Raw genomic sequence first — 26785 nt, 5'->3', positions numbered from 1 at the left:
GGACAGATGACCAATGATCAACGTAGACCTGCAACAACTTATCCAGGCGCTGGACGCCGAAACCCGTCGTGATCTGGAAAGTTCTGCCGAGCGTTGCGTCGCCCGTGGCGGCAGCAAAATCCTCGTCGAAGACTTGCTGCTCGGCCTGCTGGAGCGCCCGCAAGGCTTGCTCGCACGCGCGCTGCAAGACGCCGAAGTGGATGCCGGCGAGCTGAGCGCCGCGTTGCAATCGCGGGTCGAACACAGCGCCTCGCGCAACCCGGTGTTCGCCCCGGAACTGGTGCAGTGGCTGCAAGACGCGTTGCTGGTGGCCAACCTTGAACTGGGCCAGAGCCAGGTCGAACAAGCCGCGTTGATCCTCGCGCTGCTGCGCAACCCGATGCGCTACGCCGGCAGCCGCTACCAGTCGTTGCTGGCCAAGTTGAACATCGAGCGCCTGAAGGAGTTCGCCCTGTCGCAGAAAGAGCAACCGGCCACCGGCAAACCCGCTGTACCCGGCGAATCGCTGCTGGAGCGCTTCACGCATAACCTCACGCAACAGGCCCGCGACGGCAAACTCGACCCGGTGCTGTGCCGCGATGGTGCGATCCGGCAGATGGTCGACATCCTCGCCCGTCGCCGCAAGAACAACCCGATTGTGGTCGGTGAAGCCGGCGTCGGTAAAACCGCGATCGTCGAAGGTTTGGCTTCGCGCATTGCCGCCGGTGAAGTGCCGCAAGTGCTGAAAGGCGTGGAGCTGCTGTCGCTGGACATGGGCTTGCTGCAAGCGGGCGCCAGCGTCAAAGGCGAATTCGAACGTCGCCTCAAAGGCGTGATCGACGAAGTCAAAGCCTCGCCGAAACCGATCATCCTGTTCATCGACGAAGCCCACACCCTGATCGGCGCGGGCGGCAATGCCGGCGGATCCGATGCGGCCAACCTGCTCAAGCCAGCCCTGGCTCGTGGCGAATTGCGCACCATCGCCGCCACCACCTGGGCGGAGTACAAGAAGTACTTCGAAAAAGACCCGGCCCTGGCCCGTCGTTTCCAGCCAGTGCAACTGCACGAACCGACCGTCAGTGAAGCGGTGACCATCCTCCGTGGCCTGGCTCAGGTCTACGAGAAGAGCCACGGCATCTACCTGCGCGATGACGCGGTGGTTGCGGCAGCCGAGTTGTCTGCGCGTTACCTCGCGGGCCGTCAGCTGCCGGACAAAGCCGTCGACGTCCTCGACACCGCGTGCGCCCGCGTTCGCATCAGCCTCGCCGCCGCCCCGGAAAGCCTTGAGCGTCTGCGTGGCGAACTGGCTGAAGGTGGTCGTCAGCGTCAGGCCCTGCGCCGTGATGCTGAAGCCGGCTTGCTGATCGATCACGAAGCGCTGGACGCGTTGGAAGATCGCCTTGCGACCGCAGAAGAGGAAATGGTCGCGCTGGAAACCCTGTGGACCGACCAGAAAGAACTGGCCGAACGTCTGCTGGACCTGCGTCAGCAACTGGCCAAGGCGCGCGAAGCCGCTGCCGTCGAACCGACCGTTACGGTTGAGGAAGACGCCGAAGGCACCGTGATCGAAACGCTGCCGGTGGACGAAGCGCACAGCGTCGAAACCCTGGAAGCCGCTCTCAACGACACTCACAAAGCGCTGACCGAGCTTCAGGTCAAAGAACGTCTGGTGAGCTTCGAAGTCTGCCCGCGTCTGGTCGCCGAAGTAATCAGCGCCTGGACCGGTGTGCCATTGGCGCAACTGGCCCGCGAACACAATGCCAAGGTCGCGAGTTTCGCCACCGACCTGCGTACACGTATTCGTGGTCAGGAACAAGCCGTTCACGCCCTGGACCGCTCGATGCGCGCCACCGCTGCCGGTCTGAACAAACCTGACGCACCGGTCGGCGTGTTTCTGCTGGTCGGCCCGAGCGGCGTCGGCAAGACCGAAACCGCGCTGGCGTTGGCGGACTTGCTGTACGGCGGTGATCGTTTCATCACCACCATCAACATGTCCGAGTTCCAGGAGAAGCACACCGTCTCGCGCCTGATCGGTGCGCCACCAGGTTACGTCGGTTATGGCGAGGGCGGCATGCTCACCGAAGCCGTGCGCCAGAAACCGTACTCGGTCGTGTTGCTGGATGAAGTCGAGAAAGCCGATCCGGACGTGCTGAACCTGTTCTACCAAATCTTCGACAAAGGTGTGGCCAACGACGGCGAAGGGCGCGAGATCGACTTCCGCAACACGTTGATCCTGATGACCTCGAACCTGGGCAGCGACCGCATCAGCGAGCTCTGCGAAAACGGCGCACGCCCATCGGCCGAAGTGCTCGAAGAAACCATTCGCCCGGTCCTGAGCAAGCACTTCAAACCGGCACTGCTGGCGCGGATGCGCGTGGTGCCTTACTACCCGGTCGGTGGCCCGGTGCTGCGCGAGCTGATCGAGATCAAACTCGGGCGTCTGGGCGAGCGCCTGAACCGTCGTCAGCTGGACTTCACTTACTCCCAGGACCTCGTCGATCACCTGGCCGAACGCTGCACCCAAAGCGACAGCGGTGCGCGTCTGATCGACCACTTGCTCGACCTGCACGTGCTGCCGCTGGTGGCCGACCGCTTGCTCGATGCGATGGCCACCGGTGAAAGCCTCAAGCGTGTCCACGCGACGCTCGACGGTGGCGCCAGCGTGACGTGCGAGTTCGCCTGAGGTGGGTGTGATGTTCACTCAAGTGCCGCAACCGCTGGTCTATGCCGAAGCCTTGCTGGCGCAGTTCGCCAGCCTGTCGCGCGCTGCGGACGGTGCTGCGCTGCTGGGTGACTTCGTGCGCGGCTTGGCCGAGCTCAGTGGTTGCGAGCTAACGCAGTTGTACCTGCTGGACGCGACTCACACCTGCCTGGGGATGAACGCCGAGTGCCTCAACGGCATCCTGCAACCCCGGGAAGCGGAGAGCCTGCCGGCGGATTACAACGGTGAACAACTGCTGCAATTCGCCCTGTGCCAGAACCGCGTGGTGAGCCTCAGCGAGTTGAGCGGCAGCCTGCACGAAACCAGTTTCCTGCCGCCGCAGGCCACGCCTTGGCAGTCGCTGTTGTGCGTGCCGCTGGTCAATCAACAGAAAGCCGTCGAAGGCTTGCTGCTGTGCGCAAGTCGCCGGCACATCGACCTGCAAGGCTTCGCCGATTCCCTCGGGCAACTGGGTTCGTTCGTGCTCGGCCAGTTGCACTTGCTGCAGCGTTTGCGTCAGCCGAGCGGTGACGTACGACCGATCAAGGTCAGTGTCCCAAGCGCCAGCGGTTACGGTTTGATCGGCAAGAGCAAGGCAATGCGCCAGACCTACTCGCTGATCAGCAAAGTCCTGCACAGCCCGTACACCGTGCTGCTGCGTGGCGAAACCGGCACCGGCAAGGAAGTGGTCGCGCGCGCCATCCACGACTGCGGCCCGCGCCGTTCCCAGGCGTTCATCGTGCAGAACTGCGCGGCGTTCCCCGAAAACCTGCTGGAAAGCGAGCTGTTCGGCTATCGCAAAGGCGCGTTCACCGGCGCTGATCGTGACCGTGCCGGGCTGTTCGATGCGGCCAATGGCGGCACCTTGTTGCTGGATGAAATCGGCGACATGCCGTTGTCCCTGCAAGCCAAGCTGTTGCGGGTTCTGCAGGAAGGCGAGATTCGTCCGCTGGGGTCTAACGACACGCACAAGATCGACGTGCGCATCATCGCCGCGACCCACCGGGATTTGTCGGTGCTGGTCAGCGAAGGCAAATTCCGCGAGGACTTGTACTACCGCCTCGCGCAATTCCCGATCGAGTTGCCGGCCCTGCGTCAGCGCGAAGGCGACATCCTCGACCTGGCCCGGCACTTCGCCGACAAGGCTTGCTCGTTCTTGCAGCGTGACGCGGTGCGTTGGTCCGATGCGGCGCTGGATCACCTGTCCGGCTATGCCTTCCCCGGCAACGTGCGCGAACTCAAAGGCCTGGTAGAACGTGCCGTTCTGCTGTGCGAGGGCGGCGAGTTGCTGGCCGAGCATTTCTCCCTGCGCATGGAAGCCATGCCGGAAGACAACAGCCTGAACCTGCGCGAACGCCTGGAGCAGGTCGAACGCAGCCTGCTGCTCGATTGCCTGCGCAAAAACGACGGCAACCAGACCCTCGCCGCCCGCGAACTCGGCCTGCCACGGCGCACGCTGCTTTATCGCCTTGGGCGCCTGAATATCAACCTGGGTGATTTCGATGGTTGATCTGGATTTCTACAGCCCGACCTCTCAGGTTGGAATGCCCCCTGTGGCTAGCGCATTCCCTGTGGCGAGGGGATTTATCCCCGTTCGGCTGCGCAGCAGTCGCAATCCGGCCAACTCGGTTTGCCTGAATAAACGAGGTAGCCGGTTTTGGGGCCGCTTCGCGACCCAACGGGGACAAGTCCCCTCGCCACAGGGGATCACAAGTTCCCCGGTGATTGGCTATAGGCCCTGGAATAGAGCCTTCCAATCAACCTCATCCGCTTCTAACAGCGCCGCCCAACCGGGTCGGCGCTTTGTGCTTTGTCTACCCATGGAGACCCTCTGATGCCTGTTCGTCACTGGCAAGCCGTCCTGCTGACCCTCGTCGTTCTATGCGGCCTCGGCGGCTGTAGCGGCAATTACAAATACAACGACAACACCTATCGCCCATTGGGTGATCCGCAGGCGGTCAATCGCGGCAAGTGACCGCAAGGAGTATCACCATGGAACTGGTTTTCGAAATGCTGAACACCAAGCAGTTCGTGCCCACGGATTTGTGCCAGAAGACCTTCAAACAGGCCGGTGGCGTGATCGGCCGGGGCGAGGACTGCGACTGGATCATTCCCGACCGCAAGCGTCACCTGTCCAACCACCACGCGTTGATCAGCTACCGCGAAGGCACGTTTTTCCTGACCGATACCAGCAGCAACGGTATCCAGGACAGCGAAAGCGGCGCGCGCCTGCGCAAAGGCGAAGCGATGCGCATCGAACACGGCAGCGTGTACGTGCTGGGTGATTTCGAGATCCGTGCGCGACTGGTGCGCGACCCGGCGACCTTCGACGTGGAAGTCGGCCGTCCGCAAGCGGCCGGCAGCATCATTCCGGACGATGCGTTCCTCGACCTCGACCCGCTGAACGCCCTCGATCAGCAAGAGCGCGTGTATTCGGAGATCGACGAACTGATCTCGCCAAACAACGCTCCACAGGACACCCGTCAGCGCGCCGATTACGCGCGCATCGACATGGAAAGCCTGATGGTTCCGGAGCTGATCAACGCCCCGGCAGAACCCGAGCCTGCCCCTGCGCCGAAAGCCGTCGAGCGGCAGAGCGAAGGTTTCTGGGAGCGCTTCGGCGCAGCGCTGGGCGTGGACCTCAAAGGTCTAGATCACGACGCGCGCGAAGCGCTGGCGCTGAACGCGGCACGCCTGCTCAAGCAGAGCGTCGGCGGATTGCAGCAGAGCCTGCGCACTCGCAGCGAACTGAAAAACGAACTGCGCCTGGCCCAGACCATCGTTCAAGGCACCAATAAAAACCCGCTGAAATTCGCCGTCGATGCCGGTGAAGCGCTGGGCATTTTGTTGCAGCCGAACAAGCCGGGCCAGTTGCCTGCCGAGCAAGCGATCTCTCGCTCGTTCCGCGATTTGCAGGCGCATCAGGTGGCCTTGCTGACCGCCAGCCGCGCCGCCGTTCGCGGCACGCTGGATCACTTCTCGCCCGAGCAGTTGACCTTGCGTTTCGAGCGCGACAACAAGCCGCTCATGGCCACGTCCGGCAGCCGCTGGAGAGCGTACGGTCGTTATCACCAGGCCTTGCGCCAGGACGATGACTGGAGCGAACGCCTGTTGGCCCGCGACTTCGCCCAGGCCTACGAAGAACAGATTCGCCTGATTTCCACCCTTCACACCGACCACCAAGGATGATGCGCATGTCTCGCTGCTCGACCGCTTTTTTCAAGACGCTGACGGCGTTCGCGGCCCTGGTGCTGCTGGCCGGCTGCTCGTCGCTGTCGCCGTATTCCCACGTCACCAAGCTCAACCTGAAGCTCACCGCCAGCGATCAGCTGAACCCGGACCTCAACGGGCGTCCGTCGCCGATTGTCGTGCGCCTGTTCGAGCTCAAGCACCCGGTGACCTTCGAAAACGCTGACTTCTTCAGCCTGTACGAGCGCGCCAAGGAATCCCTGGCCCCGGACCTGGTGGCCAGCGAAGAACTCGAGCTGCGCCCGGGTGAAACCATCGAACTCAAGCTCAGCGTGGAGGAGGGCAGCCGCTACGTCGGCATCCTCGCCGCCTACCGTGACCTGCCGGAAACCAAATGGCGCTACACGGTGCAAATCACTCCGGTGGAAGTCACCGACGCAGACCTGACCCTCGATCAGGCCGGTATTCGCAACAGCAACGAAACGCTCGCCAAGGCGGATGACTGAACATGAATTCCCATAAAGTCATTTGGCAGGAAGGCATGCTGCTGCGTCCGCAGCACTTCCAGCATAACGACCGTTATTACGACCACCAGATGAAGACCCGCACCCAGTTGCTGGGCAGCTACACCTGGGGCTTCCTGAACCTGGACATCGACTTGCAGTTCCTCAACATGGGCAAACTGGTGATCAGCCAGGCTTCGGGGATTCTGCCGGACGGCAGCCTGTTCGAACTGGGCGGCAACACCGAGCCGCTGGCACTCGACGTGCCGCCGAACACTGGCAACACGCCGATTTACCTGGCGTTGCCATTGGTTACCGGCAATCACATCGAGTCCCGTCGCCCTGAGCAATCCGACGTGCTGGCGCGTTACACCGCGTACGAAGCGGAAGTGGCCGACTCCAACGCCGGCGATGATTCCACCAGCCAGGTCAGCTGCGGTCGCCCGGACTTCAAACTGTTGCTCGGCGAGCAGCAGAGTGATCAGGCCTACGTGAAGCTGAAAATCTGCGACGTGCTCGACACCACGCCCGATGGCGTGATCAGCCTCGATCCGGATTTCGTGCCGACCTACATTCAGGCGCATGCCTCCAGCTACCTGCTGTCGTGCCTGAAAGAAGTGATCAGCATGCTCGGCCACCGGGGCGACACCATCGCCGAGCGCATCCGTTCCAACGGCAAGGTCGGTGGCGCGGAAGTCGGTGACTTCATGATGCTGCAACTGATCAACCGCACCGAACTGCTGCTGCGCCATTACCTCGGCCTGGAGCAGGTTCACCCGGAAGAGTTGTACCGCACGCTGCTGACCATGCTCGGTGATCTGGCGACCTTTTCCAGCGACAGCAAACGCCCGCGTCTGGACAGCCGTTATCAGCACAGCGACCAGGGCGCGAGCTTCCGCAAACTGATGGAAGCGATTCGTCAGGTGCTGTCGATGGTGCTCGAACAGCACGCCATCGAACTGGTCCTGCAAGCGCGTCAGTACGGCATCATTGTTTCGCCGTTGCACGACCACAAACTGCTGGGCTCGGCTTCGTTCGTGCTCGCCGCCAGTGCCAACTGCGATTCCGAAGAACTGCGCCATCGCTTGCCGGCGCACCTCAAGGTCGGCCCGGTGGAGCGCATCCGCCAACTGGTTAACCTGCACCTGCCGGGCATCAAGGTCAAACCGTTGCCGGTGGCCCCGCGGCAGATCGCGTTCCACTCCAACAAAACCTATTTCATTCTCGAACTCAGTTCCGAAGACCTGGCACAACTCGAGCGCTCCGGCGGCTTCGCGTTCCACGTGTCCGGCGAATTCGCCGAGCTTGAACTGAAATTCTGGGCCATCAGGAACTGACCGACATGATCAAGGACATGGAACACAACCAGGACGATAAAACCGTCCTGCTCGACCGTCAGGGCCACGGCCCGGCGCAGAGTCCGCTGACAGATTTCGCCGCACCGCCGCGTTTCGAACAGCTCGAAGAACGGATGATCTACGCCGCGCGTCTGCGCCCGGCGGAATCCTTCAACATCAGCCTCAATTCGCTGGTGGCTGCCGGTTCCGACCTGTTGTCGGAAGTGGTGCGCCTCAAGCACAGCGACACCCGCGAAGACATGTACGCGCTCAACGAGCGACTGACCGCCGGGCTGAAACTGTTTGAAGTGCGGGCGCTGCACAACGGCGCCGAAAGCAGCCAGGTGATGGCCGCGCGTTACGTGCTCTGCACCGTGGTCGACGAAGCCGTCGTGACCACGCCGTGGGGCAACGAAAGCGAATGGTCGCAAATGAGCCTGCTCAGCAGCTTCCACAACGAAACCTTCGGCGGCGAGAAGTTCTTCCAGCTGCTGGATCGCCTGTCGAAAAACCCGGTCAAGCACCTGCCGATGCTGGAGCTGATGTACCTGTGCCTGTCCCTCGGTTTTGAAGGCAAGTACCGCGTACAAGCGCGCGGCATGCTCGAACTCGAAGGCATCCGCGACGCCTTGTATCGCCAGATTCGTCAGTTGCGCGGTGATGTGCCTCGCGAATTGTCGCCGCACTGGGAAGGCTTGAACGATCAGCGCCGCAGCCTGGTGCGCATCGTGCCGGCGTGGATGGTGGTGCTGTTCACCGTGGTCTGCCTGGTGGTGATGTATTCGGGTTTCGCCTGGGTGTTGGGCGAGCAACGCGATACCGTTCTGCAACCTTTTCAGCAGCCAGATCCGGCCGCGGTCCAGCCGCAGTCGCAGCAGTAAACAGGGACGTGTGATGAAAAAGTTTTTCAAGAAAGTCGGCGCATTCTTGCGCAAGACCTGGGTCTGGACCTTGCTGGTGGTGCTGTTTCTGGCGCTGCTAGTGTGGTTCGCCGGGCCGCTGCTGGCCGTTGATGACTACAAGTTCTGGGAAGGTTCGACCTCCCGCCTGCTGACCATCAGTGTGCTGTTCCTGATCTGGGGCCTGACCATGGTCTTCGTCAGCTGGCGCGCCGGTGTGCGTAAAAAAGCCGTGGAAGACACCGAAGACGGCCAGGACCGAATCCGCCGTGACGAGCTGATCGACGAAGAACAGAAAGAGCTTCGCGTGCGCTTCAAGGATGCGTTGAAAACCCTGAAGACCTCGAGCCTGTATCGCGGTCGCAGCGAACGCTGGCGCAGTGACTTGCCGTGGTACTTGCTGATCGGCCCGCAGGGCAGCGGCAAGACCAGCCTGCTGGACTTTTCGGGCCTTGAGTTTCCGATCAACAAGATCGACCGCAAGCTGACCCGCGACACCCTCGGCACCCGTCATTGCGACTGGTATTTTGCCGACCACGGTGTGCTGATCGACACCGCCGGACGTTACCTGACCCAGCCGGATGCCGAAGTCGATGGCAGCGCCTGGAGCACCTTGCTCGACCTGCTGCGCAAGCGTCGTCGCAACCGCCCGTTGAATGGCGTGCTGGTGACCATCCCGGTTGAACTGCTGCTGGGCAACACCGAGCAAGACCTCGACACCCTGGCTCGCCAGGTGCGTGCGCGTCTGCAAGACGTGCATCAGAAACTGCACGTCGATGTGCCGGTTTATCTGGTGCTGAGCAAGGCGGACAAGCTGCTCGGTTTCGACGAATTCTTCGATCAACTGACCCGCGAAGAAAGCGATCAGGTGCTCGGTACCAGCTTCCGCAAAGACCAGAGCGGCACCGACGTTGCCGTCCTGCGCGCCGAGTTCGAAGAGCTGCTGCGTCGCCTGAACAGCCAAGTGATCATGCGCATGCACCAGGAGCGCGACACCCAGCGCCGTGGCCGCATCCTCGACTTCCCGCATCAACTGGGACAGATCGGCGAGCGCCTGTGCCTGTTCGTCGACATGGCGTTCACCGGCAACCGCTACCAGCGTGTCAGCCAGCTGCGCGGTTTTTACCTGACCAGCGCACCGCACCTGACCCAGGAAATGGACCAGACCACCGCCGGCATCGGCGCCAGTCTGGGCATGAGTGCCGGCATGCTGCCGACCTTGCGCAGTGGCCGTTCGCGGTTCATTCACCATTTGCTCAGCCGGGTGATTTTCCCCGAGGCTGACCTGGCCGGACTGGACAAGCGCGAACGCAGCCGCATCCATTGGGGCCAGCGTGCGCTGTACGTCGGCGCACTGGCGGCACTGGCGCTGTTCGGCATGCTGTGGGCCGGCGGTTTCTCCGCCAACTACGAGCGTCTGGAAAACCTGCGAAACCTGGCGACCAACTGGACCCAACAACGCTCGGCCCTGACCTCGCGTGATGATTCCATGGCGGTGCTCAAGACCCTCGATACCAGCTACGCGGCGACCCAGGTCTTCCCGAAAAAAGGTGACGTGTCGTACCACGAACGTGGCGGCCTGTACCAGGGTGAAGAGGTCAATCCGGTGGTCAAGGCAGCGTACGAGCGTGAGCTCGAAGCGCAATTGCTGCCGAAGGTCGCAACGCTGCTGGAAGGGCAGATCCGCGCCAACATGAAGGACCGCGAACGCCTGCTCAACAGCCTGCGCGCGTACCTGATGTTGAACATGAAGGATCGTCGCGATGCGGCGTGGCTCAAGGATTGGGTCGCCACTGACTGGTCCCAGCGTTACGCCGGCAACACCGCGGTGCAGAACGGTTTGAACACGCACTTCGAGCGTTTGCTCAAGCAGCCGTTTATCTACCCGCTGAACGATCAACTGGTGGCGCAAGCGCGTCAGGTGCTGCGCAGCGAGTCGCTGGCCAACGTGGTTTACCGGATGCTGCGCGAGCAGGCCCGCAACCTGCCGGAATACCGTTTGAGCCAACACATCGGTCCGCAGGCTTCGCTGTTTGTCGGCGCCGATTACGTGATCCCGGGCTTCTACACCCAACAGGGTTATCAGCAGTACTTCTCGGTCCAGGGCAGTGCGCTGGTCACCGACATCCTGCGTGACAACTGGGTGCTGGGCGAAGGCGCGGGCATCAGCGGCATGGACCTTCGTCGACTGATGGTCGAACTGGAGCAACTGTACTTCCGCGACTACGCCAACTTCTGGAGTGAAGCGGTCGGTCAGGTGGCGTTGCCACCGATCAACGATGCGGGCGAGGGCGCCGAGCAACTGGCGGGCCTGACTTCCGCCAATTCCCCAGTGCTGCAACTGCTGGTGGAAGTGCGCGAGAACACCCGGTTCCCGGCAGAAGCCGAACCGGTTGATCAAGCGGCGGATGCCGCTGCAGCGCTGGGCGAGCAGAAAGGCAAGTTGGGCAAGCTGGGCAAACTGGCGTCCGCCGCAGCGGATCAGGCCTCGGACATGGCGGCGATGAAAAACCTGCCGGACACCGCGAAGAAATCCCTGCAACGGCGCTTCGAACCGCTGCATCGTTTGCTGGATGACAACAACGGCCCGGCCGCTGATCTGACCCCGGCACTCGCGGCGCTCAACGACCTGCAACTGCAGCTGGCGAGCCTGGCGCGTGCCAGTTCCCCGGATCAGGCCGCGTTCGAAATGGCCAAGACCCGCATGAGCGGCCAGCGTGATGCGCTGAGCACCTTGCGCAATGCCTCCAACCGTCTGCCGCGTCCGGTCAGCGTGTGGTTCAACGTGCTGGCCGAAGACACCTGGCGTCTGGTGCTGAACGATTCCTACCAGTACCTGAACCAGCGTTATCAAAGCGAGCTGTACAGCTTCTACGGCAAGGCGATCAACAAGCGTTACCCGTTCAGCGCCCACAGCACCAGCGACGTCGCGATCAGCGACTTCCGCGAGTTCTTCAAGGCGCAGGGCATCAACGATCGCTTCTTCGAAACCTACATGCGTCCGTTCGTCGTTGGCGATCCAGGCAACTACCGCCTGCGCAGCATTGACGGTCACAGCATGCCGATCTCCAAGGTCTACCTCGACCAGATGGCCGCGGCCCAAGTGATCCGCCAGAGCTTCTTCTCGGTCAACCCGGCCGAGCCGCAAGTGCAGTTCAAACTGGAGCCGTACACCCTCGACCCGGCCGTCAGCCGTTCCGAGTTCAAGTTTGGCGACAAGACCATCGAATACCGCCACGGCCCGATCGTGCCGGTGTCGTTCAAATGGCCGACCGACGCTGAAGACGGTCGCACCAGCCTGGTCCTCGACAAAATGGCCGGCCGCCCGATCGGTATCGAAAAGAACACTGGCCCATGGTCGCTGTTCCGTCTGTTCGACTTGATGCAGACCGAGTACCTGAGCGGTCGCGACGTGCTGGTGCTGAAAGCAGACGTAGGCGGCCTGCGCGCCAATTACCTGCTCAGCAGCCAGCGCACGCCGAACCCGTTCGACATGGGCGTGCTGCGTACCTTCCGTATGCCGGTGCAGCTCTGATGCTGGTTGCCAGTCCCTGGCGCAGCGCTGCGCGTACCGATCCGGGCAAGGTTCGGGCGCGCAACGAAGATGCTTTTCTCGACTGTCCACAGCAGGGGCTGTGGGTGGTCGCGGACGGCATGGGAGGTCATCAGGGTGGCGACATCGCCAGCCAGTTGATCGTCGCCAGCCTGGCGGAATTGCCGGTGCAGGATGACTTCGACGAACGACTCAAAGGCATTCGCCAGTGCCTGCACTGGTTGAATCGCCGCTTGGGCCAGGAGTTGACCGTCACGGCCGGGCGCCACGACAGCATCATGGGCAGCACCGTGGTGGCGCTGCTGGTGGAAGGCAATCGCGCGGCCTGCATCTGGGCCGGCGACAGCCGTTGCTACCTGTGGCGTGGCCAGCGCTTGTATCAGCTGTCCAAGGACCATTCGCTGCAACAGCAACTGATCGACGAGCAAAACATGAGTATCGAGGACGCCCGTGCGCATCCATCGGCCCATGCCCTGACCCGTGCGGTCGGCGCGGCTGATGTGCTGACGCTAGACGTGCTCGAACTCGAGGTTTACCCCGGCGATACGTTCCTGTTGTGCAGCGACGGTTTGTACCAAGGGCTCAGCAGCGATGCCTTGGGCAACGCCCTGAGCCTGACCGCGCCGCACGTTGCGCTGGAGCGTCTGTTCGATGGCGCCCTGCGTGGCTCGGCCCGGGACAACCTGACTGCCGTGGTGATCCGACAATGACCCAACTCATGCCGCCGCTCGACGACCTGCTGGTGACCGACGAGGAAGCCAATAACCTGACTTACTTTGCGTTCGCCAAATCTCACAAAGCTGAGCCGGCGCTGGCGCCAACCAAGGCCAGCGTCGGCGAAATGCCCGACGTGCTCGCAGGCCGTTACCGCATCGAGCGTCTGCTCGGTGCTGGCGGCATGGGTGCGGTTTACCGCGCACGGGACTTGCTGAGCGAACAGTTCGGCGATCCCGACCCTTACATCGCGCTGAAAATCCTCAGTGAAGAATTTGCCGAATCGCCGGACGCCAGCGCCTTGCTCTACAGCGAGTTCGCCCTGACCCGACGCCTGCGCCACGACAACGTGCTGCGCTTTCACACCTTTGAAGTGGACACCGACTGCCAGCGCGCCTTCATCACCATGGAACTCATGCGTGGGCTGACCCTGGACAAATTACTCTGCGAGCGCCCCCTGGGCCTGCCGTGGAAAGAACTGCGCGACATCGCGCTGCCGCTGCTCGACGCGCTGGCCTACGCCCACGCCCGCGGCGTGCTGCACGGTGACATGAAGCCAAGCAACGTGATGCTCAGCGAAGAAGGCGTGCGCCTGTTCGACTTCGGTCTGGGCCAGGCCGAGGAGGGCATCTTGCCCGGCCTGCCACACCTGAGCCGCGACCGTTTCAACGCCTGGACCCCGGGCTACGCCGCCCCGGAACTGCTCGAAGGCCAACCGCTGTCGGCCAGTGCCGATGTGTACGGCGTGGCCTGCGTGCTCTACGAACTGGCGGGCGGCAAACACCCGTTCCGCCGCTTGTCGTCGATCGAGGCCCGCGACGCGCACCTCGACCGCGAGCTCCACGCTCCACGGAATCTACCGAAACACTGCTGGCCAGCCCTGCGAACGGCGCTGGCCTTCGATGCGGCCAAGCGCACCATCACCGCCGCCCAACTGCGTGACGCCCTGGGCGCCACTTCGTCTTTGCTGCAACGCCTGCGACTGCGGGCGTAACGGATGACTACCGAACAGGGAGCAAGCAATGTTCAACCCGTCTAACGAAACGCATTTCAGCCTGACCGTTGAAGACTATGTGGGCGACCTGCAAGTGCTGTCGTTCACCGGCACCGAAGGCATCAGCCAGCCGTATCGCTTCGACCTCGAACTGGTCAGCGAAAACCCCGATCTGGACCTGGAAAAACTCCTGCACAAACAGGCGTTCCTGGCGTTCGACCCTCAGGGTTCCGGCATCCACGGCCAGATCTACCGCGTCACCCAAGGCGATGCCGGCAAACGCCTGACCCGCTACAAAGTCTCCCTGGTGCCGCAACTGCAATACCTGCATCACCGCACCAACCAGCGCATCTACCAGCAGATGTCCGCGCCGAAAATCATCGCGCTGATCCTCGACGAGCACGGCATCAAGGGCAACGCCTACCGCTTCCAGCTCAGCCAGCCCTGCCCGGATCGCGACTACTGCGTGCAGTACGACGAAACCGACCTGCACTTCGTCCAGCGCCTGTGCGAAGAGGAAGGCATTCACTACCACTTCCAGCACAGCGAGAAAGCTCATCTGCTGGTGTTCGGCGACGACCAGACCGTATTCCCGAAACTCGGCCAGCCGACGGCGTACGTGCAAGGCAGCGGCATGGTCGCCGACGAACCGGTGATCAAAGGCTTCAAACTGCGCCTCGAAACCCGCACCGGCCGCGTCACCCGCCGCGACTACGACTTCGAAAAACCACGTCTGCAACTCGAAGCCGCCTACAAACCTGACGGCGAAAGCACCGAACCGGATCTGGAAGACTACGACTACCCCGGCCGCTTCCTCGACCGCGCGCGCGGCAAATTCCTCAGCCAACGCGCCCTCGAACGCCACCGCGCCGACTACCAGCAAGCCGAAGGCAAAAGCGATCAGACCACCCTGGTCAGCGGCCACTTCCTGGAAATGTCCGACCACCCGCGCACCGAGTGGAACGACCTCTGGCTGCTCACCGAAATCGTCCACGAAGGCAAACAACCGCAAGTCCTCGAAGAGTCCGTGACCAGCGACACCACCGACAACAAAGACGACTTCCACCAGGGCTACCGCAACCGCTTCCTCGCCACCCCGTGGACCGTGTTCTACCGCCCCGCGCTGCAACACCCCAAACCCCGCGTCCTCGGCAGCCAGACCGCCATGGTCACCGGGCCCAAAGGCGAAGAGATTCACTGCGATCAGTACGGCCGCATCAAAGTGCAATTCCACTGGGACCGCGAAGGCTTGGCGGATGACAAAACCAGCTGCTGGATGCGCGTGTCTTCGAGTTGGGCCGGGGATCGGTATGGCGCGATAGTCATTCCGCGTATCGGGATGGAAGTGCTGGTGACGTTCCTTGAAGGGGATCCTGATCAGCCGTTGGTGACGGGGTGCCTGTATCACAAGGAAAACCAGGTTCCCTACGAACTGCCGGCGAACAAGACTCGCACCGTATTCAAAACCCTCAGCTCTCCCGGGGGCGGTGGGTTCAACGAGTTGCGGATTGAAGACAAGAAGGGAGCGGAGCAGATCTTCATTCATGCCCAGCGGGATTGGGATGAAAACATTGAGCATGATCAGAAGATTCGTGTGGGTAACGAACGCCACGATACGGTGGTCAAGAACACCTACACCGAGCTCAAGGCTGAAGAGCATCGCACCACGATTGCTGATCGCAAGGTTGAAACGCGGCTGGATGATCACCTGACGATTGGGCAGAACCAACATGTGAAGCTGGGGACTGCGCAGCTGACTAGCGTTGGGAAAGAGATACATCTGAAGGCTGGGGCGAAGATTGTTATCGAGGCTGGCAGCGAACTCACCATTTTTGGGGGGGGGAGCTTTATCAAGCTGGATGCCGGTGGGGTGACGGTTGTTGGGCCGGTGGTGAAGATTAATGCGGGTGGTTCGGCGGGGAGCGGGACGGGGATTGGGATTAAACCGCCGGTGCTGCCGGGGGCGGCGGATAAGGATAAGGCGGGGAGTTTGATGGATCAGGCGTTGGGGAATGCGCCGAGTCCGCTGCCCTTAGAAGCACCTAAGAAAAGTTTCAGAATTCAAATGAAGCGCCCGTACGAGAAGAAAGGTATATCGGGACAGCCATATGTTTTGGAAGTCGATGGAGTGACTTATAAAGGTACGACGTCTGCTGAAGGCTTTGTAGATCAACCAGTCCCGCCAAGTGCAAAAAAGGGGAAGCTTACTTTCTACCCTTTTGGAACTGAATCGCAACCGTGGATTTGGGAACTCGATTTAAGCGCGCAATCAAATGCTTCGGATATTAAGGGGCTTCAATCACGATTAAAGAATCTCGGTTTTTATTACGGGAAAATCGATGGCGAGAATGGTCCGAAAACCAAGCATGCCGCCCGTTGCTTTCATCGGTCTTGCGAGTTGACAGATAAAGATTATCTATCAGCCACTGATATAAAACGGCTGCAAGAGCAGCACATTGCGTGAGGGAGTAAGTGATGATTTATGGAAGTTTTGACCTCCGCCGTGGTGATCACGATGGGAAACCTGCGCAGAACACACCTCCGCGTTGGGGAGGCAACGATAATCCAGTGTTAACGGTAGTTAGCGCCGAGACGGCAGCGGCATTTTTGGGCAGTAGTGCTGCACTTGCTGTTCCTGAACATGTGAGAAAGCTGCAAGAAGATCTTGTTACGTTAGGATTTTCAGTGGCTGGTAAGCCGGATGGAGGATTTGGGATTCGCACTGGTTGGGCAGTGAGAGAGTTTCAGATATATGCATCTATGAACCGGGTGGCATGTGTTAGACCAGAAAAGCAGGGTCAACTTTTGCTAGATCAATCAGGGGCGCCCGTAAAAGTAAACAACTTGGACGTATATTTTGATAGCTCTGCAGCCATTGTAGCTAAAGCGGGTAAAGCTCCCTCGGTAAGTGGTTCTACTACTGCTCCTGCCAGTTATTATGTTGATAGTCTCCAGTCTGTAGTTAACGCAGCGAAGTATGATGGTCCAATAAGCGGTGTTGTAAACGAGAAGACTAGAATAGCCATTGAACATTGGTTGGATAATGATTACAGGTGCCCAGTTGTGTTTGAAGCATGGGCGATGAGTCAGGGTGTAAGAAGTAATTTGGCCCCGGCAGGTTGTAATATATGGGCTCATGACAGTTTCACTCCCGGAGCGCCCAGAATTCTAGTTAGAGATTTTTCAGATTATTTTGAGTTTCCTGCCGAGCGAACTCAAGTTGATTATCAGTCCGTAGGATATTATCAGTCAGGTAGCTTTGGCGGACCCAATGCTACTAAGGCACATAGTTGGTCCCCTGAAGCTGATATGTCGGTTAAAAATATAACGGGCGCAGCAATCAATCCTTCACAGCTTAATACTCCTGCGTTATCAACATATCGCACGATCCGAGTGGTAGCAGAGGCAGAATGCTTTGGACGTTTTGATGTGTTGAACGCGTGGGATAATGCTTTGATCTCCGCTGGGCCATGCCACTGGACTATGGGGCTTTTTAACAATGGAAAGTATGGGAAAGGGGAGTTTGTTGGATTTATTGCGTATTTAAAGCATAAAAGCAACGAGACGTTCAATAAAGTTTTTGGAAATTTTGGCTTGTATCCGATATATGATTGGGGCGACTCCAGATTGTACGCGGATGATTTGAAGACTTATTCCGGGTGGGTTAAGCTGACAAATGACACTTTTGTTCAGGCCCAGCAAAGTCATGCGGATACAGAGTTTGACGAATTGTTGAAAACCAAAGAAGAAGCACATTACTTAAAAACATGGCACTGGTTTTATAGAATGGGAATGGCCGGCAGAACTTTACAAGATTACAAAACAACTATGTGGTCGATGGCCAAGGTCAGGGTTGCAGATATCATGAAAAAAGAAATTACTTTTCATGTTGGAGCCGCGACCGTAACCAGTACCTTAGGTAAAGTTTTTACTTCGGAAAAATCGGTAGCAATTCTTCTAAGGTGGCATGTCTATCGCCCATCTCATGTCGTAAATGATGACTATGAGAAAATCACGCCAATCGTACAGCAGGCGGTAAATGGAACAGCCGGTGTAAATTGGCAGTCTGCGGTGGCTAGTTGGGGGGACGCGCATGAGGTGGCGCTGACAGAAAAATTGTTGTCGGCTGCTGCTGCTATCAACTCGACGATCACCACAAGTATCGCTTTCGGTGCAACTCAGCCTCAGGGCTCGGTTAGAACTGGTAGAAATACCTTTGTCTTGGAAGTTTAACTATGAAATACATTTTTGCTTTTCTAGTGTTTTCTCCTTTGGCTAGTGCCGCCACCGTAGATGTGTGTGATACGTCTGGGGGGGCGAAGCACTTTATTTCACAATGGTCCGAAGACGGGGATCAGATCGACACGCTATCGAGGTTAAGTGGCGATAAATTTTCAGTTCAAGAAGGGAAGGTAGTTTACAACGGTGATCTCAACGGCGATGGTATAAAAGACTTTATCTTTACTTCCTACGGTAGTGAAGGCTCTAGCAAAGATAAAACATACGGCTTTCTAATTCAGTGCAAGGGTTATTTGAAGTTTGTCGGCGGCGACTATTTTGCTAAGGTTGAGGTTTTAGATAAGGCTCCTGAAACTATTAGTGGTTTCAAAGATATACAAGTTTACTCCTATCAGAGAGATGGTGATGGGAATGTTCGTTATAAGGGGAAAGATGCTTTAACCACACCTCATAATTGGAGCTTTAATCCCGAATCGAAAAAGTATGAGGGGAAGTCCGAGTAAGCTATTTGCGAAGAGGGATGGGTTTAATTATTAGGCGCATTCGCTATCGATAAATAAATCTGTCCCCTTTCAGTCTTGTCGAATGGAATTGATTTTTTGTGATTAGAGATAAAAGTTTCCTCTTGTGGGTCGCGTTGTTTGTTTGCTCATATACTAACTCAGCAAGTTTTGATTGTAGTAGGGCATCAGCAGAAGTAGAGAGAAAGATCTGCGGTACTCCTTCTTTGTCCGCCCTGGATGAACAGCTAAACGCCGCTTTCAAACCATTGAAAAATAAACGTACGTTTCAGGTTATTGAAAGCGAATGGCTTGAGACGCAGCGCAACACCTGCGAATCAATCGAGTGTTTGGAAGACGTTTATGATCAACAAATTAGTTTCCTAACACCATTGCCAGGAACTTCTCCTGTTGCCGAGAAAGATATAAAACTTCTGCCGGCAGACAAAGTATATGCGCAGAGTTCCCGCTCATGGAAAACCGTGGAGTTAACGGGGCTTCCGAACGAGAAAGGCGTCACTGAGCGTTATCTTCTTTCCGCAGAAATGCTGTCAGGAATGTTGCACGTCATCATTTTCGAAGGACACTACGATATACAGTTGTCAGCTTATAGGGGGAATCTGTATGAATATGTGGATAAAAACCCAATTACACCACCCATTACTTATGCCATCGCTAAAAATATCGGATTCGATGGTGCGCTAAATTTAGGCGGTAATGACGAGGGGAAAAGGTTTGCCGGAATTTTAAATGGGTCTTTTTACTATCGGGAGCAGATAACTAGGAATCAGCAGAAAGGAATGGTTTACAAGCTGGGGTCGAATTCACAATCGAAGGAGACTAGTTTACTAATTCGGCAGTGGTCAAATAGCACTGAACACGCCATAGGCGGGGTGCTGTTCGGTAGCATTGAGATGTTTGGACCTATAAAGGCATATTATTCGCACTCCTCTGGAGAGGAAACTGTTGCGCCTGTCAATACACCGGGGAATGACTGGTATATTCACAGCCCGATTTGGAGTAAGTCGCGGCCCATTTTTTATTTTAAGAACGGCAGCATAACAATATGGCGTGCCAATATTTTGGATAAGACACTTACCAAGATAGTAAGTGGAGATGGTGAGGATTTGATTCAGAACCCTACGCCGGTAGACATTAATGGTCGCGAGGCTATTGTGTACCTTCATGGTCCTCTTCTGAAGATTGCTATCGCACCGGATGATTAAAGAGAATGGAGATATATTTATTGAAGACAGGTGTTCCCCTCTCCGAATTTTTCCAAAGACTCGTAATTGGAGCTTTTTAAGGATGATTGGATGAATCGATTTTTCAATCGATTAGTACTGAGCGCTCTTTTGATTTTGCCTCTCGCTTATGCCGTCCCTGCACTGGGTTCACGCGCTCAAACTGCTGACGTTGTCTGCCCATCCTCTGACTTCAACACTTTCCTCGCTTCCTTCTCTGAGAGTGCGGTTATTCAAAAGGTCTTCGTCCAACGCCCCCTTAGTTTTCTGGTGACTGTGGATGCTGAGCCTGAGCCGCAACAGGAAAAGCGTTCGCTGAGTGACGATCAGATCAAGTTTCCACTCGTGCCTGAGCGTGCGAAGCGAGAGGCTGAAGGTCTGATGCTAACCGTCAAAGAGCAGAGAGGGGATAAGGCGACGGCCATTTTGCAAAAGCCTGATACGGACTACGTGGTTGAGTATCGCTTCGTGCGTGGGCAATGTTGGATGCTTACTGAAGTCTCGGATTTCGCACTGTAGAAATCTTTGGGAGCGCGCCAATGCTGGCGCGCTCCGTTCCTGCTTACACCTTCGTCCGATGCTCCGCCGGATTGGGCGAATCAATGTGATCCAGCGCTCGCTCTACCAACAACCGCACCCCATCCGCCAATCTGCTTAGCGCCAAGGCTAATGAGCGACGTGCTCCGTCCACGTCGTCGGCCAGGTTGGCGGCGATGGCGCTGATGGACAGCAGGTCTTCCGAGGCGTTGGCCAGGAGGGCTTCGGTGTCGATGTCGGGCGAGACGGCGAAGAGGTTGCCTTTGCGAGGCTTGGGTTTATCGCCGGGTGGTGGGGCGAAATGGTGGTCGAGCGCGCGTTCGGCGGCTTCGTGGAGTTTCTTCGAATCGAGGGATTCGTAGGGGGATGTGGCTTCGTTTTGTGGTGGATTCGGTGTTGGCTTGATCATAGATGTATCTCCTGGAATTAAGAGACCGACACCGTTTCGCTTTGCACTTCGAAAGTGGTGGCAGCTGTGCGTTGGTGTGCAAGACCGATCCAGGAACCGGCAGACCCGAAGGTCTCCGACGCACAGCTGCCATAACGATCCGCGAGCATAGGAAAACGCTCGATGAATAGCCATAAGCAATTGCGCACCTGGATTCGGACTTGCACGTCCGTGTCACCGATTTTGCGGTGACGAACAAAGCCTATCGATGAAGCCCAAGACTGCCTAGTTCACGAACAGCACCACGTGTTGAAGGAAATATCCGATGGAGTCGAGCGTAGAAAGATCAAAAGCTTCACGCTTTTAAACACCCTCGTTTCGTCAATGACTTGGTAGTCATCAGCGTCAAAAACCACGGCATCTTCTTCTATCGCTGCACAACAGTGGCGTTCTCGCTTGAAGCCGCTACACTGCGCCGGCCGTTCACTTTTCTCTTGAGGCTGTGCGCATGAAATTTCGTTTTCTTCTGTGGATGCTGGGTTTGTTGATGGGTAAGGCCAGTCGGACTAATCCTGCGTTTCAGCAGCAGTTGGGTGACAAGGAATTGGTGTTCCAGCTACAGACCCTGGACGGGAAAGTGGCGCGGCATTTCTTTGTGAAGGATCAGCGCATTACCAGCAAGTCGGGCGTGTATGCCGAGCCGGCGTTTGCGATTGCGTTCAAGGATGCGGCGTATGGCTTTGCCACGATGCAGGCGAAGAACAAGCAGTTGGCGTTTATGACGGGGATTCAGGACAAGTCGATTCAGATCAAGGGCAACCCGGCGTTGGTGATCTGGTTTCAGGGGTTGACCAAGTATTTGAAGCCGCGGAAGGCGAAGGCTAAAGCCAAGGTTTGAGGTTGATGACTAACCCTGTGGCGAGGGGGCTTGGCGAAGCGTCGCACCGCCCCGTTGGGCTGCGAAGCGGCCCTGAAACCTGAGACTGTGTTGTATCAGGCGTACCGTGTTGGCGGGGTTTGCGACTGCTGCGCAGTCGAACGGGGATAAATCCCCTCTCCACAGGGATTGTGGTGATTCAGAGATACCGAGTTGGATTCATCGCGAGCAGGCTCGCTCCCACAAGGGGTTGTGGTGATTCAGTTGGATTGAGTTGGATTCATCGCGGGCAAGCCCGCTCCCACAGGGATTGTGTGAATCCTGTGGGAGTGGGGCTTGCCGTTCGTGCTTTAGGCTTGGCTGAATTGCGAAGCCAGTTCGCGTAGCAGCACTTCAGCCTCAAGCACTTTGCTGACGACGTCGTTAGCTTTGTCGCGGCTCAGGCCTACGCGTTCGAGCAAGGCGTCGGGGATGTCTTCGTCCGGGCCGGAGCCGATGCCGCGTCCACGCAGCAGGCGGACGGCCAGGCAGACGAGGTTCGGGTATTCAGCGTAAGCGCCGTCGTAGGTTGGGTCGTGCTGGAAGCGCAGCGCGGTGGCGAGTTCGTCGGGCATGTCCCAGTAGCGCATCAGCCAGGAGCCGATCTGTTCGCGGCTGATGCCGAGCAGATGTTGCTCGACGTAGCTGTGGCACAGGTGCGGGTTGACTTCGAGGTGGCGGCAGATCAGCGAGAAGTGCGGCGGGAAGACGTGGGCCAGCAGCAGGTAGCCGAAGTTGTGCAGCAGGCCGGCGAGGTAGGTCAGGCCGGCTTCCGGGCGCTGGGCGCGGGGCATGGCGCGGGTCAGGCCTTCGATGACGGCGGCGGTGTAGATCGATTGCTGCCAGTACGGCGTGGTGTGTTGCGGATGGTCTTTGGGCAGGCTCAGGGTTTTGCCCAAGGCCAGGCCCAGCGCGAGGTTGATCACCAGGTCGAAACCCAGCACGCGCACGATCGCATCTTCTACTGAACGAATTTTGCCCGGCGAGGCGTAGTACGGCGACGCGGCCCAGCTGACGACTTGGGCGGCCAGCGCCGGGTCGGTTTCGACCACGCCGGTGATGTCGTCGATGGTGGCGTTGGGGTCGACGCGCAGCTTGATGATTTTCTGCGCGGTTTCGGCCAGCGGTGGAATTTCGATGGTTGCTTCCAGACGTTGCTGGATGCGCCGCGCGGTGAACGCCTGGACGGCCTGGGTGATTTCCTCGCGGTCATCGTCGGGGCGGTCGAGGTTCGGACGGATGCTGGTCAGGTTCTCGCCGAAGTTCGCGGCGCTGGCCTTGGTCAGCATGGTCTTGAAATCTTCGCTGGTGATTTCCAGCAGCAGGCCCGGCTCGCCCGAGTTGATCAGCAACTTCGGTTCACGCAGCAGGCTTTCTTCATACAGGCACGGCGAACTGGTCAGCGCCGGCAGGCCGGGCAGCAGGCTCAGGTTGTGCTTGCCGAGCATTTTCACCAGGCGTTCGGTGGGCACCGCGGTGAGGCGGCGGCCGGTCAGTTCGGCGAGGCGATTGAGGTCCAGCAACTGGCTTTGCGGGAACAGCACCATCAGGGCGCCGACCGCATCGTCCACCAGCACCGCCTGCACTTTGCGCGAGGCGTTGAGGCCGTGGTGATCGAGCACTTCTTCGTAGGCAATGCCCAGTTTGCCCAGCAGCAGCCGAATAACAGACGGAGCGTGCAGGGTGTCGGGGGCGAGGGCAGCTTCTGTCATGGTCTGTATCCGTATTCAAACAATTGCAGGAGTATAACCAGCTTGTTTAAAAGCATCGTCCACAAACTGCGACGGTGCTCACACTTGGCCGTATTGCTGCCCATGGCGCAGCCAGCGGTCCAGCAGCGGGCTGACGTGATCCGGCCAGCGCTCCAGCAAGGCCTGGGCGGCGTCGCGCACGGCGGGCAGTAAATCAGCGTCGCGCATCAGGTCGGCGACCTTGAATTGCAAGAGGCCTGTCTGGCGCGTGCCGAGCATTTCGCCGGGGCCGCGCAGTTCGAGGTCTTTTTCGGCGATGACAAAACCGTCGTTGGTTTCACGCATGATGCCCAGGCGCTGACGGCCAATCTGCGACAGCGGCGGATGGTAGAGCAGCACGCAATGGCTGGCGGCGCTGCCTCGACCGACACGGCCGCGTAGCTGGTGCAGCTGCGCGAGGCCAAGGCGTTCGGGGTTTTCGATGATCATCAGACTGGCGTTCGGGACGTCGACGCCGACTTCGATCACGGTGGTGGCGACCAGCAGTTGCAGGTTGCCCGCCTTGAATTCGGCCATGACGGCGGCTTTTTCGGCGGGCTTCATGCGGCCGTGGATCAAGCCGACCTTCAACTCGCCGAGGGCGGCGGTGAGGTCTTCGTAAGTGGTTTCCGCCGCTTGGCAGGTCAGCTCTTCCGATTCTTCAATCAGCGTGCACACCCAGTAGGCCTGACGCCCTTCGGCACAGGCACCGCGTACCCGTTCGATGACTTCGACGCGCCGTGTATCGGTGACCAATACCGTGTTGACCGGGGTTCGGCCGGGCGGCAATTCGTCGAGGATCGAGGTGTCGAGGTCGGCGTAAGCGCTCATGGCCAGCGTCCGCGGAATCGGCGTGGCGGTCATGATCAGCTGATGCGGACACATCCGCCCGCCGACGCCTTTCTGGCGCAAGGCCAGGCGCTGCTGCACGCCGAAGCGGTGCTGTTCGTCGATGATCGCCAGCGCGAGGTTCTTGAACTGCACTTCGTCCTGGAACAGCGCGTGCGTGCCGACCACCATCGGTGCGCCGTTGGCGATCTGCTCCAGCGCGGCCACGCGGTTTTTGCCCTTGAGCTTGCCGGCCAGCCACGCGACTTCAATGCCCAGCGGTTCGAGCCAGCGTTTGAAGGTGATGAAGTGTTGTTCGGCGAGAATCTCGGTGGGCGCCATCAGCGCGACCTGGTAACCGGCCTCCAACGCCTGAAGCGCGGCGAGGGCGGCGACCACGGTTTTACCCGCTCCGACGTCGCCCTGAATCAGCCGCAGCATCGGTTCGTGCTGGCTCAAGTCGTAGGCGATTTCGTTGCCGACCCGTTGCTGTGCGCCGGTCGGAGTGAACCCGAGGTTGGCCAGATATTGAGCAGGCAACTTGGTGGCTTTCGGCATCGCCGGCGCGCGCAGGGAACGCATGCTTTCGCGCAAACGTTGCTGGGACAGCTGATGGGTCAGCAGTTCTTCGAAGGCCAAACGGTGCTGCGCCCAGTGATGGCCGAGGGCGAGTTCATCGACGTCGGCATCGGCGGGCGGGTGATGCAGGTAGCGGATCGCATCGGCCAGCGGCGCCAGTTGATAGTCCCGGGCCAGTTCGGTCGGCAGCCAGTCGGGCAGGCTGGTGGGGCCGAGCATCGTCAGGGTTTGCATGCACAGTTGGCGCAAACGCTGCTGGGTCAGGCCTTCGGTGAGCGGGTAGACCGGGGTCAGGGTTTCATCCACTGGCGGCGGCTCGTCACCGGTAATGGCGCGATATTCCGGGTGATAGATTTCCAGCCCCGAGGCACCGGGCCGCGCTTCGCCGTAGCAGCGAATCCGCGTGCCGCGTTTGAGGCCTTCTTTCTGGGCGTTGCTGAAGTGGTAGAAGCGCAGGCTGAGTCCGCCGGTGCCGTCCTGCAGACGCACCACCAGGCTACGGCGGCGACCCATGACCACGTCGGCGCCGCTGACGGTGCCTTCGATAACGGCGTCTTGCCCCGGTCGCAAATGGCCGATCGGGACCACGCGAGTGCGGTCCTGATAACGCAGCGGCAGGTGGAACAGCACGTCCTGGAGATTCTCCAGGCCGACCTTGGCCAGTTTCTCGGCCATGGCCTCACCGACACCCTTGAGTGCCGTTACCGACACTTGCGACAACTCGGTCATGACAGCGACTTAAGCCGCAGCTACCGGCGCGGGCGGCTTGGCCACCGAGCACAGGCGAATGGAGTCGGCGAGGATTTCAATCGCCTTCGGCCGCGGGAAGCTCGCGCGCCAGGCGATGGCCACGGTGCGGAACGGCACCGGCGGCGACAGTGGGCGCACTTCGATCACGCCGGGGGCGTAGTGATGGCTGTCGACTGCCGACAGCGGCAGGATCGAAATGCCCAGGCCGGACGCGACCATGTGGCGGATGGTTTCCAGGGAGCTGGATTCCACCGTGGTGTGCTTGGCGCCGTCGTTGCCTTTGGTCAGGGTCGGGCAGGCTTCCAGCACTTGATCGCGGAAGCAGTGGCCTTCGCCGAGCAGCAGCAGGCTCTTGTCGTTGAGCAGGGCGGCGTCGATGGATTCTTTTTGCGTCCACGGGTGCTGGGCCGGCATCAGGACGTAGAACGGCTCGTCGTAGAGCTGCAAAGTCAGGACGTCAGCTTCGTTGAACGGCAGGGCGATGATGATCGCGTCGAGCTCGCCGTTGCGCAGTTTATCGCGCAGCACGTGGGTGAAGTTTTCTTCGATGTACAACGGCATCTGCGGGGCGACCCGGTGCAGTTGCGGGATCAGGTGCGGGAACAGGTACGGGCCGACGGTGTAGATCGCGCCGACTTTCAGCGGGGCGGTCAGCTGGTTTTTGCCAGCCTGGGCCAGTTCGCGAATGCCTTGGGCCTGCTCCAGAACTTTCTGTGCCTGGGCAACGATGCCTTCACCGACCGGAGTCAGGCGCACGGCACTCTTGCTGCGCTCGAAAATCAGCACACCGAGTTCGTCTTCAAGCTTTTTCACGCCCACCGACAGGGTCGGCTGGCTGACATGGCAACGCTCGGCCGCGTGGCCGAAATGCTGCTCTTGGGCGAGGGTAACGATGTAGCGTAATTCTGTGAGAGTCATAGCAAGCGTCCATGAAGTTGCGAGCCAAGCATACCGGCTGCAATCGATAGACGCACGTTATCAGAGTGCATGTGGTGAGTGACACTGGGTAATGCCGGTTTGCCGCTGGCGGATATGCAAAAGGCACCTTTCGGTGCCTTTATGCCGTTGCACATAACCCCTGTGGGAGCGAGCCTGCTCGCGATGGCGTCTTCACATCCAACATCTTTGTTGGCTGTTACACCGCTATCGCGAGCAGGCGCGCTCCCACATGGGGTCTTGTGTTGCATTCAGCGGCGGCGTTTTTC

At 59.2% G+C, this 26785-nt stretch carries 20 protein-coding genes and 1 pseudogene; 17 read left to right on the top strand and 4 right to left on the bottom strand.

Translation table 11 applies throughout. The features are described 5' to 3' along the window. Nucleotides 1–13: 13 nt before the first annotated feature. From tssH to ACRC4F_RS07865, 16 genes and pseudogenes are all read left to right on the top strand, one after another. The gene (gene tssH / locus ACRC4F_RS07940; protein ID WP_438658814.1) at nt 14–2662 is read left to right on the top strand and encodes a type VI secretion system ATPase TssH; all 2649 of its coding nucleotides are present in this window, start codon (nt 14–16) and stop codon (nt 2660–2662) included. A gap of 10 nt (nt 2663–2672) precedes the next feature. Next, nucleotides 2673–4190 (top strand): sigma-54 interaction domain-containing protein, encoded by a 1518-nt coding sequence (locus tag ACRC4F_RS07935; protein WP_438658813.1) that lies wholly within the window; start codon nt 2673–2675, stop codon nt 4188–4190. Between the two features lie 324 nt (nt 4191–4514). Then, nucleotides 4515–4655, top strand: coding sequence for a hypothetical protein (locus tag ACRC4F_RS07930; protein WP_007894589.1), 141 nt, complete (start codon nt 4515–4517; stop codon nt 4653–4655). A gap of 17 nt (nt 4656–4672) precedes the next feature. After that, complete coding sequence (tagH, locus tag ACRC4F_RS07925; protein ID WP_438658812.1) at nt 4673–5869, top strand: type VI secretion system-associated FHA domain protein TagH; 1197 nt, start codon at nt 4673–4675, stop codon at nt 5867–5869. 5 nt (nt 5870–5874) lie between these two features. Further along, nucleotides 5875–6375 carry a type VI secretion system lipoprotein TssJ gene (gene tssJ, locus ACRC4F_RS07920; RefSeq protein WP_438658811.1) on the top strand — a complete coding sequence of 167 codons (501 nt, stop codon included), beginning with the start codon at nt 5875–5877 and terminating at the stop codon, nt 6373–6375. Between the two features lie 2 nt (nt 6376–6377). Then, the gene (gene tssK / locus ACRC4F_RS07915) at nt 6378–7709 is read left to right on the top strand and encodes a type VI secretion system baseplate subunit TssK (RefSeq protein WP_438658810.1); all 1332 of its coding nucleotides are present in this window, start codon (nt 6378–6380) and stop codon (nt 7707–7709) included. Nucleotides 7710–7714: 5 nt separating this feature from the next. Next, on the top strand, nt 7715–8590 hold the full coding sequence (gene icmH, locus ACRC4F_RS07910) for a type IVB secretion system protein IcmH/DotU (RefSeq protein WP_438658809.1): 876 nt from the start codon (nt 7715–7717) through the stop codon (nt 8588–8590). A gap of 13 nt (nt 8591–8603) precedes the next feature. After that, nucleotides 8604–12143 (top strand): type VI secretion system membrane subunit TssM, encoded by a 3540-nt coding sequence (gene tssM, locus ACRC4F_RS07905; RefSeq protein ID WP_438658808.1) that lies wholly within the window; start codon nt 8604–8606, stop codon nt 12141–12143. Continuing rightward, a complete protein-coding gene (locus tag ACRC4F_RS07900; protein WP_438658807.1) occupies nt 12143–12871 on the top strand; it encodes a PP2C family protein-serine/threonine phosphatase in 729 nt (242 codons plus the stop codon). Before tssM ends, ACRC4F_RS07900 begins: the two co-directional genes overlap by 1 nt. Next, nucleotides 12868–13869 carry a serine/threonine-protein kinase gene (locus tag ACRC4F_RS07895; RefSeq protein ID WP_438658806.1) on the top strand — a complete coding sequence of 334 codons (1002 nt, stop codon included), beginning with the start codon at nt 12868–12870 and terminating at the stop codon, nt 13867–13869. Before ACRC4F_RS07900 ends, ACRC4F_RS07895 begins: the two co-directional genes overlap by 4 nt. 28 nt (nt 13870–13897) lie before the next feature. Continuing rightward, nucleotides 13898–15925 (top strand): annotated as a pseudogene (locus ACRC4F_RS07890) (type VI secretion system Vgr family protein); the annotation flags it as partial. 9 nt (nt 15926–15934) lie between these two features. Next, nucleotides 15935–16333: a peptidoglycan-binding domain-containing protein gene (locus ACRC4F_RS07885; protein ID WP_438658829.1), complete on the top strand. Its 399-nt coding sequence runs from the start codon at nt 15935–15937 to the stop codon at nt 16331–16333. A gap of 11 nt (nt 16334–16344) precedes the next feature. After that, the gene (locus ACRC4F_RS07880; RefSeq protein WP_438658805.1) at nt 16345–18102 is read left to right on the top strand and encodes a peptidoglycan-binding domain-containing protein; all 1758 of its coding nucleotides are present in this window, start codon (nt 16345–16347) and stop codon (nt 18100–18102) included. A gap of 2 nt (nt 18103–18104) precedes the next feature. After that, nucleotides 18105–18611: a hypothetical protein gene (locus tag ACRC4F_RS07875; protein WP_438658804.1), complete on the top strand. Its 507-nt coding sequence runs from the start codon at nt 18105–18107 to the stop codon at nt 18609–18611. 98 nt (nt 18612–18709) lie between these two features. Then, nucleotides 18710–19834 (top strand): lysozyme inhibitor LprI family protein, encoded by a 1125-nt coding sequence (locus ACRC4F_RS07870; protein ID WP_438658803.1) that lies wholly within the window; start codon nt 18710–18712, stop codon nt 19832–19834. Between the two features lie 90 nt (nt 19835–19924). Further along, a complete protein-coding gene (locus ACRC4F_RS07865; protein WP_438658802.1) occupies nt 19925–20371 on the top strand; it encodes a hypothetical protein in 447 nt (148 codons plus the stop codon). A gap of 43 nt (nt 20372–20414) precedes the next feature. Here the strand turns inward: ACRC4F_RS07865 and ACRC4F_RS07860 are convergent, their stop codons facing one another. After that, nucleotides 20415–20798 (bottom strand): DUF6124 family protein, encoded by a 384-nt coding sequence (locus ACRC4F_RS07860; RefSeq protein ID WP_438658801.1) that lies wholly within the window; start codon nt 20796–20798, stop codon nt 20415–20417. Between the two features lie 487 nt (nt 20799–21285). On the opposite strand from ACRC4F_RS07860, the gene ACRC4F_RS07855 reads away from it, so the two are divergent. Further along, entirely contained in the window at nt 21286–21675 is a 390-nt protein-coding gene (locus tag ACRC4F_RS07855) for a hypothetical protein (protein ID WP_008030620.1), read from the top strand. Nucleotides 21676–22004: 329 nt separating this feature from the next. Here ACRC4F_RS07855 and ACRC4F_RS07850 read toward each other — a convergent pair whose 3' ends face one another. The 3 genes from ACRC4F_RS07850 to ACRC4F_RS07840 all read right to left on the bottom strand — a co-directional run bounded on the left by ACRC4F_RS07850 (nt 22005) and on the right by ACRC4F_RS07840 (nt 26498). Continuing rightward, nucleotides 22005–23405, bottom strand: coding sequence for an aminoacyl-tRNA deacylase and HDOD domain-containing protein (locus tag ACRC4F_RS07850; protein WP_438658800.1), 1401 nt, complete (start codon nt 23403–23405; stop codon nt 22005–22007). A 78-nt stretch (nt 23406–23483) separates the two neighbouring features. After that, nucleotides 23484–25559: an ATP-dependent DNA helicase RecG gene (recG, locus tag ACRC4F_RS07845; protein ID WP_403099836.1), complete on the bottom strand. Its 2076-nt coding sequence runs from the start codon at nt 25557–25559 to the stop codon at nt 23484–23486. A gap of 9 nt (nt 25560–25568) precedes the next feature. Further along, nucleotides 25569–26498, bottom strand: coding sequence for a LysR substrate-binding domain-containing protein (locus ACRC4F_RS07840; RefSeq protein ID WP_438658799.1), 930 nt, complete (start codon nt 26496–26498; stop codon nt 25569–25571). Nucleotides 26499–26785: the final 287 nt, after the last annotated feature.

It is taken from the genome of Pseudomonas sp. (assembly GCF_051660785.1).
In the GTDB taxonomy this organism is placed as follows: domain Bacteria; phylum Pseudomonadota; class Gammaproteobacteria; order Pseudomonadales; family Pseudomonadaceae; genus Aquipseudomonas.
This window is presented reverse-complemented; position numbering and strand designations above follow the sequence as displayed.

What these genes read in the sequence shown, in the direction of transcription:
- tagH (WP_438658812.1), top strand. Translation starts at nt 4,673, where the DNA reads ATGGAACTGGTTTTCGAAATGCTGAACACCAAGCAGTTCGTGCCCACG.
- ACRC4F_RS07935 (WP_438658813.1), top strand. Translation starts at nt 2,673, where the DNA reads ATGTTCACTCAAGTGCCGCAACCGCTGGTCTATGCCGAAGCCTTGCTG.
- tssH (WP_438658814.1), top strand. Translation starts at nt 14, where the DNA reads ATGATCAACGTAGACCTGCAACAACTTATCCAGGCGCTGGACGCCGAA.
- ACRC4F_RS07900 (WP_438658807.1), top strand. Translation starts at nt 12,143, where the DNA reads ATGCTGGTTGCCAGTCCCTGGCGCAGCGCTGCGCGTACCGATCCGGGC.
- ACRC4F_RS07850 (WP_438658800.1), bottom strand. Translation starts at nt 23,405, where the DNA reads ATGACAGAAGCTGCCCTCGCCCCCGACACCCTGCACGCTCCGTCTGTT.
- ACRC4F_RS07840 (WP_438658799.1), bottom strand. Translation starts at nt 26,498, where the DNA reads ATGACTCTCACAGAATTACGCTACATCGTTACCCTCGCCCAAGAGCAG.
- tssM (WP_438658808.1), top strand. Translation starts at nt 8,604, where the DNA reads ATGAAAAAGTTTTTCAAGAAAGTCGGCGCATTCTTGCGCAAGACCTGG.
- ACRC4F_RS07875 (WP_438658804.1), top strand. Translation starts at nt 18,105, where the DNA reads ATGAAATACATTTTTGCTTTTCTAGTGTTTTCTCCTTTGGCTAGTGCC.
- tssK (WP_438658810.1), top strand. Translation starts at nt 6,378, where the DNA reads ATGAATTCCCATAAAGTCATTTGGCAGGAAGGCATGCTGCTGCGTCCG.
- ACRC4F_RS07930 (WP_007894589.1), top strand. Translation starts at nt 4,515, where the DNA reads ATGCCTGTTCGTCACTGGCAAGCCGTCCTGCTGACCCTCGTCGTTCTA.
- ACRC4F_RS07880 (WP_438658805.1), top strand. Translation starts at nt 16,345, where the DNA reads ATGATTTATGGAAGTTTTGACCTCCGCCGTGGTGATCACGATGGGAAA.
- ACRC4F_RS07865 (WP_438658802.1), top strand. Translation starts at nt 19,925, where the DNA reads ATGAATCGATTTTTCAATCGATTAGTACTGAGCGCTCTTTTGATTTTG.
- ACRC4F_RS07895 (WP_438658806.1), top strand. Translation starts at nt 12,868, where the DNA reads ATGACCCAACTCATGCCGCCGCTCGACGACCTGCTGGTGACCGACGAG.
- ACRC4F_RS07855 (WP_008030620.1), top strand. Translation starts at nt 21,286, where the DNA reads ATGAAATTTCGTTTTCTTCTGTGGATGCTGGGTTTGTTGATGGGTAAG.
- ACRC4F_RS07860 (WP_438658801.1), bottom strand. Translation starts at nt 20,798, where the DNA reads ATGATCAAGCCAACACCGAATCCACCACAAAACGAAGCCACATCCCCC.
- tssJ (WP_438658811.1), top strand. Translation starts at nt 5,875, where the DNA reads ATGTCTCGCTGCTCGACCGCTTTTTTCAAGACGCTGACGGCGTTCGCG.
- ACRC4F_RS07885 (WP_438658829.1), top strand. Translation starts at nt 15,935, where the DNA reads ATGAAGCGCCCGTACGAGAAGAAAGGTATATCGGGACAGCCATATGTT.
- recG (WP_403099836.1), bottom strand. Translation starts at nt 25,559, where the DNA reads ATGACCGAGTTGTCGCAAGTGTCGGTAACGGCACTCAAGGGTGTCGGT.
- icmH (WP_438658809.1), top strand. Translation starts at nt 7,715, where the DNA reads ATGATCAAGGACATGGAACACAACCAGGACGATAAAACCGTCCTGCTC.